Raw genomic sequence first — 17,957 nt, 5'->3', positions numbered from 1 at the left:
ATGAAGCGAGGGAGCGAAATGAGACAGAAAAAGGAGCAGAAAAAACAATCGAAAAAGAAAAAGACTCATATTCCATTTCGGTTAAATGTACTATTTTTTATTGTCTTTCTTTTATTTTCAGCTATTATAATTCAATTAGGTAAAGTACAAATCATTGATGGAGAAACGTATAGAAATGAAGTAAATAAAAAGGAAGATGTAACGGTAAGCACTCCCGTTCCTAGAGGGAAAATGTTTGATCGGCAAGGTCACGTTATTGTAAATAATAAACCATTGCGAACCGTTACATATACGAAAATGAGAGGAGTAGACTCGAAAGAAGTTTTACAAGTAGCAAGAGATTTAGCTAAGCTAATTGAAATGTCGCAAGAGGACATGGATAAGTTAACAGAGACAGATAAGAAAGATTTTTGGATGCAGTTAAATGAAAAGCGGGCAGCAGCGAAAGTAACGAAAGAAGATGAGAGTAAATTTAGAAAGCAAGAAATAGAAGGAAAAGAGTTAGATAAAAAAGTAGAAGAACTGCGCCGGGAAAGAATTACACAAGAAGAATTAAATGAGCTTTCAAAGGAAGATATAGAAGTATTAGTAATTAAAAGCAAAATGAATGCGGGATATAAAATGACGCCGCAAATCGTTAAAAAAGATGTAAGTCAAAATGAATATGCTGTCGTTAGTGAAAGGTTGGCAAGCTTACCAGGGGTAGATACGACAGTAGATTGGGAACGTGAATACCCAAATGATAAAATACTGCGCTCTATACTAGGTAGCGTTTCTAATGAAAATGAAGGATTGCCAAGAGAACAATTAGATTATTATTTAGTTCGTGATTATAATCGAAACGACCGTATTGGTAAAAGTTACATTGAAAAACAATATGAAGATGCACTACATGGAACGAAGGAACAGTCTAAAAATATTATGGATAAAGCAGGGAAGATTGTTCGAACAGAAAAAGTGACTGAAGGAAAAAGTGGAAATAACTTGATGTTAACAGTCGATATGGATTTACAGAAAAGAGTAGAGGGCAGCCTTGAAAAGAATTTACGAGCCTTTCATGCTGCAGAGCCGATGATGGATCGTGCGTTCGTAGTAATGATGAATCCGAAAAACGGTCAAATTTTATCAATGGCAGGAAAGAAAATTGTAAATAAAGATGGCGGGATGCAAATAGAAGATTATGCATTAGGAACGATGACAAGTTCTTATGAGTTAGGGTCAACTGTAAAAGGGGCTACTTTATTAACTGGATATCAAACAGAAGCGATTAAGCCGTATACACATTTCTTTGATGCGCCAATGTATTTTAAAGGAAGTTCTAAGCCGAAGAAATCGTGGAAAGAATTTGGAGATATTGATGATTTAAGAGCTTTGCAAGTGTCATCGAACGTTTATATGTTTAATACAGCTTTAAAAATGGCAGGCATTAATTATGTCCCAAACAATCCATTGGACATTAAACAAGAAACATTTAATAAAATGCGCTACTATTTTAGACAATTTGGCCTAGGTGTGTCGACTGGTATTGACCTGCCAAATGAATCAATCGGTCAAATAGGTAGAACTGATAACATACCCGGATTTTTACTTGATTACGCGATTGGACAGTATGATACATATACGCCGCTTCAGCTTGCGCAATATATTTCAACCATTGCAAATGGCGGTTACCGAATGAAACCACAAATTGTACAAGAAGTTAGAGAGCAACCGAATAGACCAGAGGATGTAGGAAAAGTCGTTCGGTCGATTGAACCAGTTGTATTAAATAGAGTGGATATGGACACTTCGTACATTAATCATGTAAAAGAAGGATTTAGAAGAGTTTTTCAAGAAGCTGACGGAACAGGTACCGGAACGTTTAAAGGTCTACCATATAAACCAGCGGGAAAAACAGGAACAGCTGAGACAGTATATGGTGGAGAAAGTGATATTGGAAGAGATGAGAACAACAACCGAAAAAAATGTTATAATTTAACTCTTGCCGGTTATGCACCATATGATGCTGATCCGGAAGTAGCTTTTTCAGTTGTTGTACCATGGGTGAATGATGATAAATCAGGAATTAATTCTGCGATTGGTAAAGAGATTTTGGATGCGTATTTTGAATTAAAAACAAATAGATCAAATGCAAATTCAATTCCAGTAGAACAACCGAACAAGGCACAGTAAAAATAGTATCACTGCATGGAAACATATTGTGCAGTGATATATTTTTTGAGTTAAAAAGCGCTTTATAAGGTGGGAATGGATATGAAAAAGGAGATTAAGAGAGGCTGGGGAAAGTACATACTATTTATATTGGTGATAGTCATAGGCTACCATTCTTTTACTTTATGTAAGGTGGAAGGGGAATCGATGCAGCCGACTTTATATGAAGAAGACTACGTATTTGTAAATAAAGCGGTAGTACGTCTTTCTAATTTACAACACGGAGAAATTGTCATTATAAAAGAAGAGGATGAATCGAAATATTATGTGAAACGTGTAATAGGGCTTCCTGGTGATGTAATTAACATAACGAACGGAAAGGTATATGTGAACGATAAAAAGCAAGAAGAACCATATACAAACAAAGATTTATTTAACAACACACAAGTATTTTATAATTTTCAAAAGACAAAAATTCCGCCAAATAAGTTATTTGTAATGGGAGATAACCGCGAAGTAAGTAGAGATAGTCGAAATGGCTTAGGATATATTGAAGAAGATAACATAATAGGCAAGGTGGAATTTGTATATTATCCTTTTTCAAAAATGAAAATGATAGAATAAGTGGGGGATGAGCAAAACCCCACTTATTAAAGTTTCACTTTATTTTCTTTAAAAAACCTTTTGGATTAAATGATATGAAAAATTTATGTTTAGACTCGTCGATTATGAAGTTATTATTTTTAGTTAAAAACTCATCCACAGCTTCCATCGGGCCAGGACCCCAATCGGGAAGAAGCGGATTTCCATTAATGGAGGTATCTTCTACAATCATATAACTGCCAGTAGTGACGATAGATTTATATAGTAATAGTTCTTTGGAGACATGTTCTTTACTATGATCAGAATCTAAAATAACTAAAACCACATCATCAGGTTTGCGCATGCTTACAATTGTTTGGATGGCCTGCACAGAAACAGAAGATGCTGTTAAATACGTAATCCGATTATGTGATGGCCGATTTGGCTGCGGAGTTATATCGATAGTAAGTACGTGACCTTTTCCAATTAAATCTAACATAGAAGCTAAATACAGTGCACTACCACCGTGAAAAGTCCCGCATTCAATAATTAAATCGGGCTTTAATTCATAAATAATTTCTTGATACAAAAAGAGATCAGAGGGAAGTTTACAGATTGGAACCCCGAACCAGTGTGTATCGTTTAACCACACGAGGCTGTTGTAATATTGGTTTAGAAATTCATTGCTTATATTATCGATTTTAAATTCTCCTTTCTAAAAAGGATTCTCTCGTTTGACGTAAAGTGTTTACGCATGAAAGTTGTACTATATATTATGTAGTAAGGAATTGTAAGGCGAGTGTTTTTACTTGAAAATAAGCCAAATAACTCATGTGGAAAATGAAAGGAAATGATCGTATGTACAAATACACAATTTGTTTTATTAGAAAAAGCGATAAAATACTGCTATTAAATAGAAATAAAAAGCCGAATATGGGGATGTGGAATGGTGTTGGAGGAAAAATAGAAGAGAATGAAACGCCATACGAAGGAATAATTAGAGAAACGTTTGAGGAAACGGGTATAGAACTTTCAAGTGTAACGTATAAAGGGACTGTTGTTTTTAAAGGTAAAGATGAGCCCCAGGCTAGTGAAGGAATGTATGTGTTCGTTGCTGATTTTCCAGATGGAATGCAAATGAATACACCATTACGTACGGCTGAAGGATTATTAGAATGGAAAGAAATTGATTGGATATTAGATGGTGATAATAGAGGTGTAGTTAGCAATTTACCAAAATACTTACCGACAGTATTAACAGAAGAAAATAAGTTAGAACATATGTTTACGTATGATAACCGGAATATTATTCATTACACAACTGCATGTTTGACAGAAGATGATGCGAACAAGCGATATGAAAAACAACTCATTTCTCAATAGAAGAGGATAGTGAAAAATCACGTTTTTGTTCTCATTATATATACGAAGTGATTATATGTTTCAGAAATACAATTTATTGGTCAGAATTGTAATATGTATGATATAACTTTTCTTATGGTGAAAGAGTAGAGAACATACGTAAACGGAACAAAAAAGGAGGTGGCTTTGCCACCTCTTTTCCGTTAGTCACGAATCGCCTTAATGATAAATCGATGTTGCTTCACATCAAAATATCCTTTTTGCAAGATGATTTCATGTATACGATATAGTTCCTTATAATACCTTTCGACAGTAAAATCAGGAATTTGCCACGGAATCGCTTTTAAATAATAGACAATAGCGCCAATATCATAAAAGCGTTGGAAAGGGAATTCTTCTTTTGCATCTAAGATAGTAAATCCATTTTCCTCTAACTCACTACATGCCGCTTCAAGCGACCAACTTGCAAATTCGCTATTTAGTGGTGAGCCGAACTGCTCATTCAGTACCGCGCAATCAAGACCACCAACTTGTTGTGTAAGAAAAACGCCATGTGGAGAAAGAATTCGTTTTACCTCAGAGGCAGCATAGGATTCATGTTGATTTATAATGAAATCAAACTGCCCATCTTGAAATGGTAATACAGTATCATTAATCACTTCGACGACTGTAACTCCTAAAGGCTCTAATTTCTTCCGAGCAATTGGCACATTTGGAGCATAACCCTCAGTCGCATAAATAGTTGACGGGAAAGGTTGTAACATAGATAAAAACTCTCCGCCGCCAGTACCCATATCGAGCATTGACTTTGCACGTTGCATAAGCAGGAAAGCAATGCTGCCGTATGACCACGATAAAGGCTCGCTCTTCATTCGACCCGTTTCTGAAATGAAAGAAAAATCCCAGCCGCTAAAATGTGTATTTGTACTTTCTAATAAAGTTAAAAATAATGGATCACGTTTCATAATTATGTCCTCCTATTTCGTAAATGAATGATATGATGAGAAAAGAAAAAGGGAGGACCTCTTATGAAAGAGAGGCAGTTTTACGTTTCGTGTTCGAATAGATTCATATAGATTCGCTCCTTGTGAGAATGGTTATTTATATATTCGGCATTATAGAGTGAAAATCCTTTGAACTTACATAGGAAGGTGTTGTTTAATGAAGAACTGGATGGAGTTTACAGACAAAGAGGATGATCGAATTTGGAACAAGTTATATAGTGAACTTGAGTTTTCGCCAAGTGTTTCTACATTTCCATCATTTAAGGTGCCAAGTCCTTTTATTACATATAATATTTCTCATTACTTTGGAGAATCGGTAGATTTAGATGTGTATGACGATTTGGAAGATAAAGCGTTACAAGTGTTTAAGGAAAATACAGCATCGAATGAATATATAATGGCACTAGATTGGCAACATGAGTGTTATTGGGTGAATCCTCACTTAGAGTTTGAAAGAAATGAATTTGATGAGTGGATTATACCAATATTTCCGAATGGAGATTACTACTTTTTTATTCAGAAGGACTTTAAGTGGGGGTATTTAGGTCATCCTTGGGAGAAGAGTATAACGATATTTGGAAAAGGACTAATAGAAAGTTTTGAACGAAATAAGCCGGAAATGTTTCAAAATATTTTAAGGCAAGGATAATGTTTGGGAGAGAAAAAGTCCTTATACCTCATTTTTGAAGTATAAGGACTTTTTGTTTAAAATACTCAAAAACAAAAATCTTTTGGTAAATTACCATTTTTAATAACTGTTCTTAACCCATGTTTTATAATCCAAGGATTAATAGGATGCTGTTTATCACGTAATTGCTGTAACCACTGAAAAACGAGTTCTTTATCTTCTTTCGTAATATCGTTAATATGATTGGCTACAGATTTTTGACCATATTTAGAAGGGTCATTCATTAATGGTTCAAGAAGTTGTAAATTGTACTGAAAATCACCTTTTAGAGCTCCTATTTTTTTAGCCCAAGGAAGCCTTGGTCTTGTACCTTCAGAAACTAATCTCCTAATGTGGCTGTTTTCGTCATGAATCCACTGTTGTAATATGTTTAGTGTATCTTCATGGTATGTTTCAAGAAAGGGCCGAATGGCATATTCAGCAGTATTCCTTTTCGTTATTTCATACATTGCATTAAACGAGATTTTAAAATCGTTAAGCCCATATTTTTCAACGTATTTTGCAACAGGCATGTACATATATCCATTTGTAAATGTGCCTACTTCTGTTGTATTTTCTGGTCCTAATGTTTTCAGTAATATATGTATTGCGGCATTAAAATCTTTTTGTAAAGCATTGTGTAATTCATCTGCAATTACTTCAATACGCTGTTTTAACTCTAAATTTTCAACTTTACAAGCTACAGAATCTACAAAGATGCTTTTAGAGAAACAAGGATCGTGTTTACAAATAGAATCAGCTATTTTTTCTGCTAATTCTTCATTAAATAAAAATTTTAACGGAACATATTTACCCATTTTTTCACCTCGGTGGTCAAATGAAAACAATTTTTATTTTTTAATCGACAATCCATAAACCAAAGTCTCACTCGGAGTCGTAATACTAAAACCTGTCGTCTTATAATCAAGCTTCACTGTATCACCAGTGTAGTCTTTCGTAAATGAATCCATTTGTACGATAAGCTCCACATCTTCATATACAACATCATCTGCGTTAAATGTATCCCAAATTAAATCGACATCAACGAAAATACTACAGGAGTTTGTCATTGTTCCTCTAATGCGAAGGATCTTTTTGTCTTCACGTTCTAATCTATGTATAGCTGCTTTTGCTTCATCAGTAATGCGAATGTTCATTGTATCCCAACCTTTTATTTATATTTCTTCTATTATGGCAAAAACAGGAGCAATAGGGAAGGAAAGAGGTTTGCAACAAAAAACGAGCAAACAAATTTGTTTGCTCGTTTCACTTTATTTTAGTTCACATTTATCAAGTGGAATCACTTTTGTTTTTTTCGTAAATTTATATCCTAACCATAGTACTAAGAAGAGTGGTAAACCGATGTAAGAAACGAGTACGCCATTCCAATCGATTGATTCACCCATAAATGCGCCGTAGTTTTGTCCTAAAATTACGATGATACAAAGTGTAAATGCGAAGATTGGACCAAATGGGAACCATTTTGCTCTATATGGTAAGTCTTTCAAATCTTTTCCTTGTGCAATATACGCTTTACGGAAACGGTAATGACTAATTGCAATGCCGACCCAAGCGATAAAGCCAGACATTCCTGATGCATTTAATAACCAAATGTATACAACACCGTCACCGAATAAAGAAGCAATGAAAGCGATACTACCGACAATTGATGTTACGATTAATGCGTTAACAGGTACACCGCGGCTATCTAATTTACCAAGAAACTTTGGTGCTTTTCCTTGGCGAGCTAAATCCCAAAGCATACGAGTTGATGCATACATACCAGAGTTACCAGCAGATAGTACTGCCGTTAAAATAACAGCGTTCATAACAGAAGCAGCAAAGGCAACGCCCGCTTTTTCAAAAATAAGTGTAAACGGACTTACTGTAACATCACTTGCAGCAAGGCTTTCAGTTGTATAAGGAATTAATAAACCGATAACGAGAATTGCAAGGATATAGAATAAAAGAATACGCCAAAAGATTGAACGAATCGCTTTCGGAATATTACGCTCTGGATCAGAAGTTTCACCAGCAGCTACTCCTAATAGTTCAGTACCTTGGAATGAGAAACCAGCTGCCATAAACACACCGATAATTGCCATGATACCGCCGTTAAATGGTGCATCTGCAACAGTGAAGTTTTTAAATCCAACCGTTTCACCGCCCATAATTCCAAAAATCATCATGAAACCAACAATTAAAAAGATAATAATCGTAACTACTTTAATAAGTGCGAACCAATATTCAGATTCACCAAACCCTTTAACAGATAAATAGTTTAAAAGGAAAATAATAGCTAAACATAATCCGCTCCAAATAAGAGAAGGGGTATCTGGGAACCAAAATTTCATAATTAATGTTACGGCTGCAAGTTCAGCAGCAATCGTAATTGCCCAGTTATACCAATAGTTCCATCCAAGTGCAAAGCCAAGTGATGGATCAACAAATTTTGTTGCATACGTACTAAAAGATCCAGTAACAGGCATGTAAGCTGCAAGTTCAGCTAAGCTTGTCATTAAAAAATAAACCATAATTCCAATTGCGGCGTATGCAATTAATGCGCCACCAGGTCCAGCTGTATGGATGACACCACCACTGGCAAGAAATAGTCCGGTACCAATTGTACCACCGAGAGAAATCATCGTAAGGTGACGAGATTTTAATCCGCGTTTTAATTCACCTTGTCCTTGTGTAGTTTGCGTTTTAGAGGTAGATTGATTTGTTGCGCTATTCATGTTCAACACTCCTTTTCTTGTAGGTTAGGAAGGAGCGGGGGAGAAAAATACAAAAAACCGCCAAAGGAATTTGGCGGAACGTTTCACAAATAACCACCCCATCATACCCTTCCGTTAAGATAGCACCCCACGTTTACACGGTAATTTTGTAAACGTGACAGTTCTGTTCCTTTCGGAGACAGCCCCAGCTCATATTTCCAGAGAAGAAATATAAACTTCGGCAACTTTTCCTTTCAAACGGAGTCAGCTGACATTCTCTGTGTCTCGTCCGTTTTACTATTAAAAGTCGCAACCTCTACCTCATCGGATTGATGAGGATTTATATATTGCTAAGATTTTTAATATATGGCAATTGTAATGACTTTCTGAATATATTGCAAGATATTTTGTTAGGAAAAGTCAAAAAATATCGGTTATTGTATAGGAAACGCTTGCAAAACTCCACCCGAACCTACTATTATGTAGCAATAAGCAAAGAAAAAATTGTTATACAAATGTTTCGCAAAAAATATTGAAAAACCCTCTAAATTAAAAGAAAATTCAGAAAAATATAATTCGACATTCATAATAAAGTCATATTATTTGTTATAATTAGGGTAACGTTTAAGCAAAAAGGGGAAATCAAAATGAAATTAGAAACAGAAAGGCTCTATATAGTGCCGTGTACAGAAGAGAGGATTCAAGTCGCTAACGAGCAAGGATATAATAGCGGTCCGCATATTGTAGGGCATGTAAAGAATGTAAAAAAAGATGCAACTTTATTACCATGGGGGGCGTGGTATGTTCTTCGAAAAGAAGACGATAGCGTTTTAGGTGATATTGGGTTTAAAGGGAAACCAAACGAGGATCAAACAGTAGAAATTGGCTATGGATTCATTGAGAAATATTGGAATCAGGGCTATGCAACAGAAGCTGTAAAAGAACTAATCGATTGGGCTTTCAAAACAGGTGAGGTAGAAACAATAATTGCAGAGACACTTCTAGATAATTATAGTTCGATGCGTGTTTTAGAAAAGTTACATATGAAGAGAGTAAATGCTACAGAAATGATGATTAATTGGAAAATAGAAAAATAAAAAATACCGCTCTAAATTGAGCGGTATTTTTTATAGTTATGGTAGCATTTGCTTCTGATCATTCGGATACTCAGCCGTTGACGTATTAGGACGATTGGAATGATTACGAACAGCAATGAAAATAGAAATAATAACGACAAGACCAACTGCAACGTAAGAAAGTGAAATAATAGTTGGATCCACTTTAAATGTAGTAAGCAGTGTACGAATGTTTGTAAAGATAATAAGACCACCAACTAATACGCCAAGTAAATGAGAAGGAACGATGCGAACTAGCCATGCCGCGATTGGTGCCGCTACGATACCACCGAGCATGAGAGAAAATACCCAAACCCAGCTTACTTGTTCCCAGCCAAGTGAGATGAAGAAGCCGATTGTTGCAGCGAGTGAAACAGGAAATTCACTCGTATCTACAGATCCAATAACTTTTCTAGCTTCATTTCCTCTTGCTAGAAGAACAGGTGTCGTAATCGGCCCCCAACCACCGCCACCAGTTGAATCAACGAATCCAGCGAATAAACCAAGCGGCACAAGTTGTTTTGCAGACATACGCTTATTTGAAGTGACAATTTGTTTTTGAATGATGAATCGTAATAAAATATAAACCCCTAAAGTAAATAAAAATACGGAAATGTACGGTTTAATTACATCACCAGGTAAATTGCTTAAAAAACATGCCCCAACAAATGCGCCGATTGCCCCAGGTAATGTAAGCCTGGAAACTGTATATTTATCAACGTTTCCAAATTTGATATGAGATGCGCCAGAAGCTGCAGTTGTAACGACTTCAGCTAAATGAACCGATGCGGAAGCTACAGCCGGTGCAATACCAAACATTAATAATAGTGAAGTAGACGTTACCCCATACGCCATTCCGAGTGCTCCATCGATCAGTTGAGCGAAAAATCCAATAATAGCAAAGACAATTAATTTCTGCATAAATAATCCCCCTGTAATAATAAATGAAAAAGACACTTTTCCCGTATGAGAAAAGTGCCTTTGGTTTTTCCAATCAGCAATAATTAAATTTGTTTCATTATAATACATATTAATCGTATAAATCAACTAGGTTTTAAAGTTTTTGAATTGAATGAAAGAAAAATAAAATATACAATAAAAGGATGGAGAGAAAGGGGGAGAAAGAATATGTTAGCATTTGATCATCTCGTTCACGCAGTGCAATGTACACCGGAGGAAGCGGCAAAACAAATGCAGGAGCTTGGATTTCATACTGTATTAGGCGGAGAGCATACTACTTGGGGTACTTGGAATAGTTTAAGTTATTTTGACTTATCATACATAGAATTTTTAGCAGTTCAGCATGAAGAAAAAGCGAAAGAAGCAGAAAATCCATTAGTACAAGAAACAGTGGCGAAACTACAAAATGGAGAAGGAATGCTACAAATCGCGATCCGAACAGATGCAATTGAGGAGCTAGCAGTTAACTTTAATAAGTACGGCTTACATACGATAGGGCCATTTGAAGGGAAACGCATGAGAAAAGATGGCCGGCTTTTAGAATGGAAAATGTTATTTGTTAAGCAAGAAGAGAACGGACCGAAATTACCTTTCTTTATACAGTGGAATGAAACGGACGAAGAAAGAAGAAACGATTTACGTAACAGTGGGATGATCACTGAACATAAAAACAAAGTGCAACAAATTGAAACGATTCATTACGCAGTAAAAAACGTTCGAGAAACAGTAAGGAAATGGAAAAAAGTAATGGGACTATCTACAAGCTCAGTTGTGAAAAATGAAAAATGGAATGCTGAGAGTCAAAGTGTAGTGTTTGGAAATATTCATGTGCAGTTTTGTGAACCGATTGGAGAAGGGCTAGTACTAGAACATTTGAATAAGAATGGCGAATATCCATTTGCAGTAGAGTTTAAAGGTGGAAATAAACGAGAGCATGAAGTGCTAGGTAGTTTGTACATATATTAATAGAGGTGAACGTTGTGAAAGAAATGCTTAGGGAGATAGAGAGAATACTAGAATGGCCTCGTATGTTAAAAGCGACTGTTATTTCAAAAGGCTTTTCATTCGATGAGAAATATAAAATTGAATTAGAGAGTGGGGCCTCGTATTTTATTAAAGTATGCGATTCATCATATTTTGAACGGAAGCAGGAAGAATATGAATATATGCAGCAGCTAGATTCTTTACATATTCCTATGCCAAAATTAATTCATTTTATTAGTCTTACTAAATTCAATAAATGTGTACAAGTTTTTGAATGGATTGATGGATTAGATGGTGAAGATATATTAAGAACGTTGTCTACAGAAGAGCAGTATAGGGCTGGAAAAAAGGCTGGAGAAGTACTAAAAAAGATTCATTTAGTTGAAAAAGAAGATAAAAGTAATTCATGGGAAATGTCTATATGGAGTAAATATGAGAGATACTTAGAAGCGTTGAAAGAATATGAAGTAGACTTTTTTCGTTTAAATACAGTGATAGATTTTGTAGGAAATCATAAAGATTTATTAAAAAATCGTCCCATCGTATTTTTACATGACGATTTTCATCCGGCTAATATAATGATTGACCAAAATGAGTTTCGGGCTGTCATTGATTTTGCTAGATTCGATATTGGTGATCCTATTCATGATTTTTATAAAGTAGCACTATTTACAACGAATATAAGCAAACCATTTGCGGTTGGACAAGTTCACGGTTATTGCGGAGGAGAACCTGATCTACATTTTTGGAAACTGTACTCATTATATGCAGCAATGATATTCCCGGCTGATATCGTATGGACAAACCGAAGCACACCATATTTATTAGATGATATGAAGGAAAGATTAAATGGAATTTTAGAAGATCATAATGATTTTTCATCCTATATTCCAAAATGGTATCAATCAAGCGAATTTAATAAATAAAGGAGTAATTTATATGGATAAAATAGCAGTAATTTCAGATATTCACGGTAATATTCAAGCATTAGAATCCGTGTTGAATGATATTAAATTAAGAGGAATCGAGCGCATTATTTGCCTTGGAGATTTAGTAGGAAAAGGACCTCATTCCAGTGAAGCAATTGAAATCATTCGTAAAGAATGTGAAGTAGTCGTAATGGGAAACTGGGATGATTTTATTACAAAGCCGACTGAATTTGAAGCATTAAAATGGCATCAAAAACAATTATCGGAAGAACAAAATGATTATTTAAGAAGTTTACCATTTTCAATCGAATTTTTTATGAGTGGAAAACTCATTCGTATGTTTCACGCTTCACCGAGAAGTTTATATGAAAGAATTCAACCACACGCTTCAAGAGAAGAACGTATTAGTATGTTCGAAAATAGTGATCTGACAGAAAATATAGAAGGAGAAAGAAAACCAGATGTCGTTTGTTACGGCGATGTTCACCAAGCGTTCGTTCAAAATTTCAGAGGGAAAACGTTATGTAATGCCGGTAGCGTAGGAAACCCACTTGAAATAACGCAAGCTTCCTATTTAATATTTGAAGGAACATATAATGAAAAAGAAGCGGCGAGCTTTTCTATTCAACTTGTACGAGTACCGTATGATATTGAATTAGCTATCAGATTAGCAGAAGAACTCGAAATGCCAGAAATTGAAGAGTATAAGCAAGAGTTACGGACGGCCTTATATCGGGGGTTTAAGGGGAAGTAAGCTAATAATATATCAACGATTTTTCAAATATATCTATCATAACTTAAAATATATCAACGATTTTTTCGATATATCAACGATTCGACAAAGGATATCGATTTACCGACAAATAGTGACATGAATTGTTACTTATAATTATATTATGTAAACTAATTATAAAGGGAGATATCATGAACCGAAAACAACGAATCAAAGAAATTGCAGATCATATTGTAAAGCTAAACTTAACCTATCCAACAAGAGTTGGAGTAAGTGGTATTACAGCATCAGGAAAAACAACATTTGCAAACGAACTAGCGGAAGAAATAAAAAAACGAGGACTACCAGTAACACGCGCCAGCATTGATGATTTTCATAATCCAAGAGTGATTCGCTATGCAAAAGGAAAAGAATCTGCAAGAGGGTATTATGAAGATGCACACGATTATACAGCTTTCAAAGAAAGATTATTAATGCCTTTAGGACCTAACGGGAATTTACAGTATGAAACGATTTCTCATAACTTAATAACGGATATGTCTGTACATAATGAGCCGCTATTGGCCACGCAAAATATGATATTAATAGTAGATGGAACGTTTCTATTGAAAAAAGACGTTGCGTATTTATTTGATTACAAAATCTTTGTAGATACAAATTTTGAGATTGCGAGAAAACGTGGTGCTAAGCGGGAAACTGAAGCTTTTGGAAGTTATGAAGAAGCAGAGAAGATGTTTTTGAACAGATATCATGCGGCCTGTAAGTTGTATATAGATGAGCATAATCCGAAAGAACTTGCAGATGTTTTATTTGAAAATAGTAAATTTGATGATCCAGTAGTTCTATTTAAAAGACATTAATACAGTTTATATAGGGGGAATGAACATTTGTTTAGATGGTTTCAAAAAAATAATAAAGTGAATGAAGAGAAGGATGGACAATATTTAGAAATCAAAAATGAACAGATAAATGAACAGTTAAAACAAAAAATAATGGAACTAGAGAGTATAAGTGAAGACATTTGCAGTAAGTATCAAAAAATATATGAAGAACGTTTTGCGCAAAATGGTAAATTAAATTTGAAGCTGTCAATTAAAAGAGATATAGACGGTGATGAATTAGAAGAACTAACATCTAAGAATTGTTTAGAGTATGAATATAGATCAGAAATTAATTTTGAATATGATGCTTCAAAATCATGGGAAGTCTGTACTATTTCGCTTTGGTATTATTACCAAGGATATCGAAAAAGTAGTAGCATAGGAACACTTTATAGCGGAACGATTAATGAATTAGAAGAAGAAGTTAAAGCAACATTGGAAGAACTGTTACATAGTGAAGATAATTAATGATTCCATTTTATATTGCGTTAAGAATGGGTTTAATTTTATGATACTAATAGGGAATAATTTAGGAAGAGAAATTTAAAGGGGATAAAAAAATGACAGAAGTACTAGAACTAAAAGAAGAACTACTACAAATTAAAAATAATAATTATGCTGTACCAGAAGACGTAGATGCATATCCGTATGCGCAGTGGATGCTAGATTATATCGGATCACCAGATGCTGAATTACGTGATGATTTAATTTATAGTACGCTTCATACATGGATTACAAATGATGTGTTTAGACAAAAAGAATTACGAGGGTTAATGCTACAAGCAATTAGTCCTGATTATTTATTTTATAAAATTGGTGAAAAGGGAACAGACTCTGTATTTAAACGTGCATTCTCCGTATTAATTCCACCACTTATTTTATCTGTTCATGAAAGAGAACCGTTGTTATCGGAAGAACAATTGTACAGTGTGGCAGAACAAGTGTTGGAATATGTATATTTAGAAGAAGATGTAAGGGGCTACGTAGAAGGAAAAGGCTGGGCACACTCTACTGCACATGCAGCAGATGCGCTTGATGCTTTAGCGCGTACAATCCAAAATCGTGAGTTCTCATATGCAATACTAGCTGCCGTTCGTCAGAAGGTACGCTTACATGACTATGTATACATTCACTTTGAGGATGAGAGATTAGTAGCACCAATTATGTCGTTACGTAACCAAAATCTTTTAACTGAAGAAGAGTGGAGCAACTGGTTACATAGTATAGCAATTGTTGAAGACATCCCGCATCCTCAATATGATATTTTAGTACAAAATATTAGAGCTTTCTTAAGAAGTTTATATTTTAGAGTTTTAGAGACAGAGGGTAGCACAGCCTTTACAGATGATATATTGGAGACTTTGAAAGGGTTGCGTAGGTATTAAAAATACGTTTTTCTAAGAGAAAAGTACATAAAACCACTACCTCCCAACCATACTAATAAAATGTGTTGGAGGTGAGTTTTATGGACAAAAAAGACTTTGAAAAGGTGTATAATGATTATTTACATCAAGGAGAAGAGCAAGCTCAATTTGAAGTAGGCCATGAAGTCAATACAGGAGCAGAACAAATTGTTGCTGTTCGTAAAAATGATGATGGAGATTTAATAGCGTTTAAAACAAGTAGCGGGAGAGAGTTAGATTATATGACTGCTCTTAATGAAGCGAAATCAGGGAAGTTAGCTCATGTGGACGTATTTCATAAGTATGGCAGAGATATTATACGTAGTGAACCGGATGGAATAAAAGAAAATAACTTAGATAATTTACCTTCATTTTAAACGGGTAAACCTCAAGAAGAGAATGTTCATTACGATATTCTCTTCTTTGTTTTGCGAAGTTTTCCTAGCAAATAGACGATTCATTTTTAAAGTGAGATCATACTTTTAAAGAGCGCTCTAAATTTCTCTTTATCTTCTGCTGTAAATGGTTTCGGTCCCTTTGTACGTTTACCACTTTTTCGAACCATTGCACTTAAATATCGTGTTTGTAACAATTGTTCAATGTTATCATTCGTATACTTATAGCCTTTATGGTGTAGTACGATACAGCCTTTTGCTAAAGCGAGCGAAGCAAGACCGTAATCTTGTGTTACGATTAAATCTTCTTTTTTTGCTAACTGCATAATTCGGTAATCTGCAGCATCTGCCCCAGAATCAACATAAATTGTTTCTACTCCTTTTGGTTGCTGAGCATTAGAATAATGAGAAAAGCTAGTAACGAGGGTAACAGGAATTTCTGCCTTCGTAGCTTCAAAAATAATTACATCTTTTACAGGACAAGCATCTGCATCAACGTAAATTTTCATTTTTATCACTCCTATAACTAGGTTCGTGTTGATAATAATGGTAGATTTTTCTTTTGTCAAACGAGAAAGCTTTATCTCACGTTATTTTTCACAAACCAAAATAGCCTCCCGCAAACGAGAAATACCTTCCTCAATTTGACTAATATTCACTTTTCCATAAGATAAACGTATATAACCATCTTTTGCGCCGAAAATACTACCTGGCATAAAAGCAATTTCTTGTTTTAAACTTTGCATAATAAGTTGTTTTTCGTTTATCGGTTCTTTTAATTTTCCCCATATGTATATTCCACCGGTCGGATTTGAAAAAGAGATTTTATCATGAAGTTGCTCGTTTAGAGCGTGGACGATAACGTCTCTTTTTTCTGCTAGTTGTTTTCGTAACGGTACGATATGCGACTGAAATGGTACAGTTTCAAAAAATTGTTGCATAAGCCACTGTGGGAAAATGCTCATACCTAATTCCATTTGGTGCCTTGCGTCGGATAACCTTTCTACTACAGACTGCGGGGCAACGAGCCAACCAACTCGTAAGCCTGGTGCAATCATTTTTGATAAAGAATGTACATAAATGACAGTTCCATTTTCATCAATTGATTTCAAAGTAGGGCAAGGTTGTTTCTTTTCTAGCGTAAGTAAACTAGACGGATCATCTTCCACAATCGCAATTCGTAAGTCTGCACAAAGTGATAATAGTTTTTTTCTACGGTTTGGATGAAGCATCGTTCCCGTAGGGTTTTGGAAATTTGGATTTAAAAAGATCATTTTAATACGGTGTTTTCTATATAACTCCTGTACATCATCTGGGTTAATCCCATGTTCATCAACAGGTAATGGGAAAATACGAATACCTGCTGATTGGAATAGAGGCAGGGAATAACAGTGTGAAGGACTTTCGAAAGCAACAGCATCACCTGGATTTAATAAACATTGTACGATAAGATGAAGTGCTTGCTGTGCGCCAGATGTAATCATAATGGATTGTTCAGTCGCCTCAACTTTTAAATATTCCTTCATATATTTTACGACCGCTTGTCTTAGCGGGAGATAGCCTTGCGGATGATCGTAACTTAATGAATGCGTTAACGGTTGTTCACGTAAAATCGCTTGTAGTTGATCGTGGGGATAAAGATTACAACCGAGCTCTCCGTTTGCAAAATCAATAATATTTTCATTTTGTTGTACTTCTGCCCGAATATGGCGAAGTAGTGGTAAGTTTGGTAAAAAAGTACCACCTTCTACGAAATTTCTCCAGTTCGGCGTTAATGTTGGAGAAACACCCCACATATGTGTACTCACGCGTGTTCCTTTACCAGTCGTACTCTCTACAATTCCCATAGCACGTAGTTCATTATAAGCAGTCGTTACTGTACTTCTGTTTACATTTAACTGCGTAGCTAATTTCCGTTCTGAAGGGAGGAAGCTTCCTGGAGGAAGTTCTCCATATGTAATACGTTTTTCAATAAAGTCAACAACTTGCTGATAAATAGAGATTTTACTGTCACTATCTAGTTTCCATTCCATAAAAAACGCCTCCGTATCTCTTATATACATCAAGTATAGCA

20 protein-coding genes and 1 riboswitch are annotated in these 17,957 nt (G+C 35.2%); of the genes, 12 read left to right on the top strand and 8 right to left on the bottom strand.

Annotated elements, in window-relative coordinates:
• Positions 1 to 18 precede the first annotated feature (18 nt).
• Both V7S45_RS15055 and lepB read left to right on the top strand, forming a co-directional pair.
• Positions 19 to 2,172, top strand: coding sequence for a penicillin-binding protein 2 (locus V7S45_RS15055; protein WP_001249190.1), 2,154 nt, complete (start codon positions 19 to 21; stop codon positions 2,170 to 2,172).
• 81 nt (positions 2,173 to 2,253) lie between these two features.
• Positions 2,254 to 2,775 carry a signal peptidase I gene (gene lepB, locus V7S45_RS15050; RefSeq protein WP_002094069.1) on the top strand — a complete coding sequence of 174 codons (522 nt, stop codon included), beginning with the start codon at positions 2,254 to 2,256 and terminating at the stop codon, positions 2,773 to 2,775.
• 34 nt (positions 2,776 to 2,809) lie between these two features.
• Here the strand turns inward: lepB and V7S45_RS15045 are convergent, their stop codons facing one another.
• Positions 2,810 to 3,433, bottom strand: a complete 624-nt coding sequence (locus tag V7S45_RS15045; protein ID WP_265736937.1) for a CmcI family methyltransferase — start codon at positions 3,431 to 3,433, stop codon at positions 2,810 to 2,812.
• A gap of 158 nt (positions 3,434 to 3,591) precedes the next feature.
• On the opposite strand from V7S45_RS15045, the gene V7S45_RS15040 reads away from it, so the two are divergent.
• Complete coding sequence (locus V7S45_RS15040) at positions 3,592 to 4,116, top strand: 8-oxo-dGTP diphosphatase (protein ID WP_002164515.1); 525 nt, start codon at positions 3,592 to 3,594, stop codon at positions 4,114 to 4,116.
• 182 nt (positions 4,117 to 4,298) lie between these two features.
• Here the strand turns inward: V7S45_RS15040 and V7S45_RS15035 are convergent, their stop codons facing one another.
• Positions 4,299 to 5,060, bottom strand: a complete 762-nt coding sequence (locus V7S45_RS15035; protein WP_000817605.1) for a class I SAM-dependent methyltransferase — start codon at positions 5,058 to 5,060, stop codon at positions 4,299 to 4,301.
• A gap of 196 nt (positions 5,061 to 5,256) precedes the next feature.
• Between V7S45_RS15035 and V7S45_RS15030 the strand changes: the two genes are divergently transcribed.
• Positions 5,257 to 5,748, top strand: a complete 492-nt coding sequence (locus V7S45_RS15030; protein ID WP_000800539.1) for a DUF2716 domain-containing protein — start codon at positions 5,257 to 5,259, stop codon at positions 5,746 to 5,748.
• 65 nt (positions 5,749 to 5,813) lie between these two features.
• On the opposite strand, the gene V7S45_RS15025 is transcribed toward V7S45_RS15030, so the two are convergent.
• From V7S45_RS15025 to V7S45_RS15015, 3 genes are all read right to left on the bottom strand, one after another.
• Positions 5,814 to 6,584, bottom strand: coding sequence for a DNA alkylation repair protein (locus V7S45_RS15025; RefSeq protein WP_025687523.1), 771 nt, complete (start codon positions 6,582 to 6,584; stop codon positions 5,814 to 5,816).
• A 33-nt stretch (positions 6,585 to 6,617) separates the two neighbouring features.
• Positions 6,618 to 6,923, bottom strand: a complete 306-nt coding sequence (locus V7S45_RS15020) for an iron-sulfur cluster biosynthesis family protein (protein ID WP_025687522.1) — start codon at positions 6,921 to 6,923, stop codon at positions 6,618 to 6,620.
• Between the two features lie 114 nt (positions 6,924 to 7,037).
• The gene (locus tag V7S45_RS15015; protein ID WP_001083395.1) at positions 7,038 to 8,504 is read right to left on the bottom strand and encodes an amino acid permease; all 1,467 of its coding nucleotides are present in this window, start codon (positions 8,502 to 8,504) and stop codon (positions 7,038 to 7,040) included.
• A 112-nt stretch (positions 8,505 to 8,616) separates the two neighbouring features.
• A riboswitch (Lysine riboswitch) is annotated at positions 8,617 to 8,810 on the bottom strand.
• 320 nt (positions 8,811 to 9,130) lie between these two features.
• Here V7S45_RS15015 and V7S45_RS15010 point away from each other — a divergent pair.
• The gene (locus V7S45_RS15010; RefSeq protein WP_000764604.1) at positions 9,131 to 9,580 is read left to right on the top strand and encodes a GNAT family N-acetyltransferase; all 450 of its coding nucleotides are present in this window, start codon (positions 9,131 to 9,133) and stop codon (positions 9,578 to 9,580) included.
• Between the two features lie 36 nt (positions 9,581 to 9,616).
• Here the strand turns inward: V7S45_RS15010 and V7S45_RS15005 are convergent, their stop codons facing one another.
• Positions 9,617 to 10,627, bottom strand: a complete 1,011-nt coding sequence (locus V7S45_RS15005) for a sulfite exporter TauE/SafE family protein (RefSeq protein ID WP_002024365.1) — start codon at positions 10,625 to 10,627, stop codon at positions 9,617 to 9,619.
• 99 nt (positions 10,628 to 10,726) lie between these two features.
• Here V7S45_RS15005 and V7S45_RS15000 point away from each other — a divergent pair, with 99 nt between their 5' ends.
• The 7 genes from V7S45_RS15000 (at position 10,727) to V7S45_RS14970 (ending at position 15,865) form a co-directional block, all read left to right on the top strand.
• Positions 10,727 to 11,524: a VOC family protein gene (locus tag V7S45_RS15000; RefSeq protein ID WP_342761421.1), complete on the top strand. Its 798-nt coding sequence runs from the start codon at positions 10,727 to 10,729 to the stop codon at positions 11,522 to 11,524.
• Positions 11,525 to 11,538: 14 nt separating this feature from the next.
• The gene (locus V7S45_RS14995; RefSeq protein ID WP_000661756.1) at positions 11,539 to 12,468 is read left to right on the top strand and encodes an aminoglycoside phosphotransferase family protein; all 930 of its coding nucleotides are present in this window, start codon (positions 11,539 to 11,541) and stop codon (positions 12,466 to 12,468) included.
• A 13-nt stretch (positions 12,469 to 12,481) separates the two neighbouring features.
• A complete protein-coding gene (locus tag V7S45_RS14990; RefSeq protein WP_000357656.1) occupies positions 12,482 to 13,225 on the top strand; it encodes a metallophosphoesterase family protein in 744 nt (247 codons plus the stop codon).
• A gap of 170 nt (positions 13,226 to 13,395) precedes the next feature.
• A complete protein-coding gene (locus tag V7S45_RS14985) occupies positions 13,396 to 14,064 on the top strand; it encodes a uridine kinase (protein WP_001080563.1) in 669 nt (222 codons plus the stop codon).
• Positions 14,065 to 14,091: 27 nt separating this feature from the next.
• Complete coding sequence (locus V7S45_RS14980; RefSeq protein WP_000490271.1) at positions 14,092 to 14,553, top strand: hypothetical protein; 462 nt, start codon at positions 14,092 to 14,094, stop codon at positions 14,551 to 14,553.
• Between the two features lie 92 nt (positions 14,554 to 14,645).
• Complete coding sequence (locus V7S45_RS14975) at positions 14,646 to 15,470, top strand: DUF2785 domain-containing protein (RefSeq protein ID WP_000141231.1); 825 nt, start codon at positions 14,646 to 14,648, stop codon at positions 15,468 to 15,470.
• A gap of 80 nt (positions 15,471 to 15,550) precedes the next feature.
• Positions 15,551 to 15,865: a DUF3892 domain-containing protein gene (locus tag V7S45_RS14970; protein ID WP_000358176.1), complete on the top strand. Its 315-nt coding sequence runs from the start codon at positions 15,551 to 15,553 to the stop codon at positions 15,863 to 15,865.
• Positions 15,866 to 15,951: 86 nt separating this feature from the next.
• Here the strand turns inward: V7S45_RS14970 and V7S45_RS14965 are convergent, their stop codons facing one another.
• Together V7S45_RS14965 and V7S45_RS14960 are read right to left on the bottom strand one after the other, a co-directional pair.
• On the bottom strand, positions 15,952 to 16,392 hold the full coding sequence (locus tag V7S45_RS14965; RefSeq protein ID WP_000708757.1) for a YaiI/YqxD family protein: 441 nt from the start codon (positions 16,390 to 16,392) through the stop codon (positions 15,952 to 15,954).
• Positions 16,393 to 16,473: 81 nt separating this feature from the next.
• Positions 16,474 to 17,916, bottom strand: a complete 1,443-nt coding sequence (locus V7S45_RS14960; protein WP_000454946.1) for a PLP-dependent aminotransferase family protein — start codon at positions 17,914 to 17,916, stop codon at positions 16,474 to 16,476.
• Positions 17,917 to 17,957 lie beyond the last annotated feature (41 nt).

Origin of the sequence: Bacillus sp. BR3(2024) (genome assembly GCF_039134555.1) — a bacterium.
In the GTDB taxonomy this organism is placed as follows: Bacteria; Bacillota; Bacilli; order Bacillales; family Bacillaceae_G; genus Bacillus_A; species Bacillus_A cereus.
The sequence above is the reverse complement of the archived record's forward strand: the minus strand, read 5'-3'. Positions and strand labels throughout refer to the sequence as shown.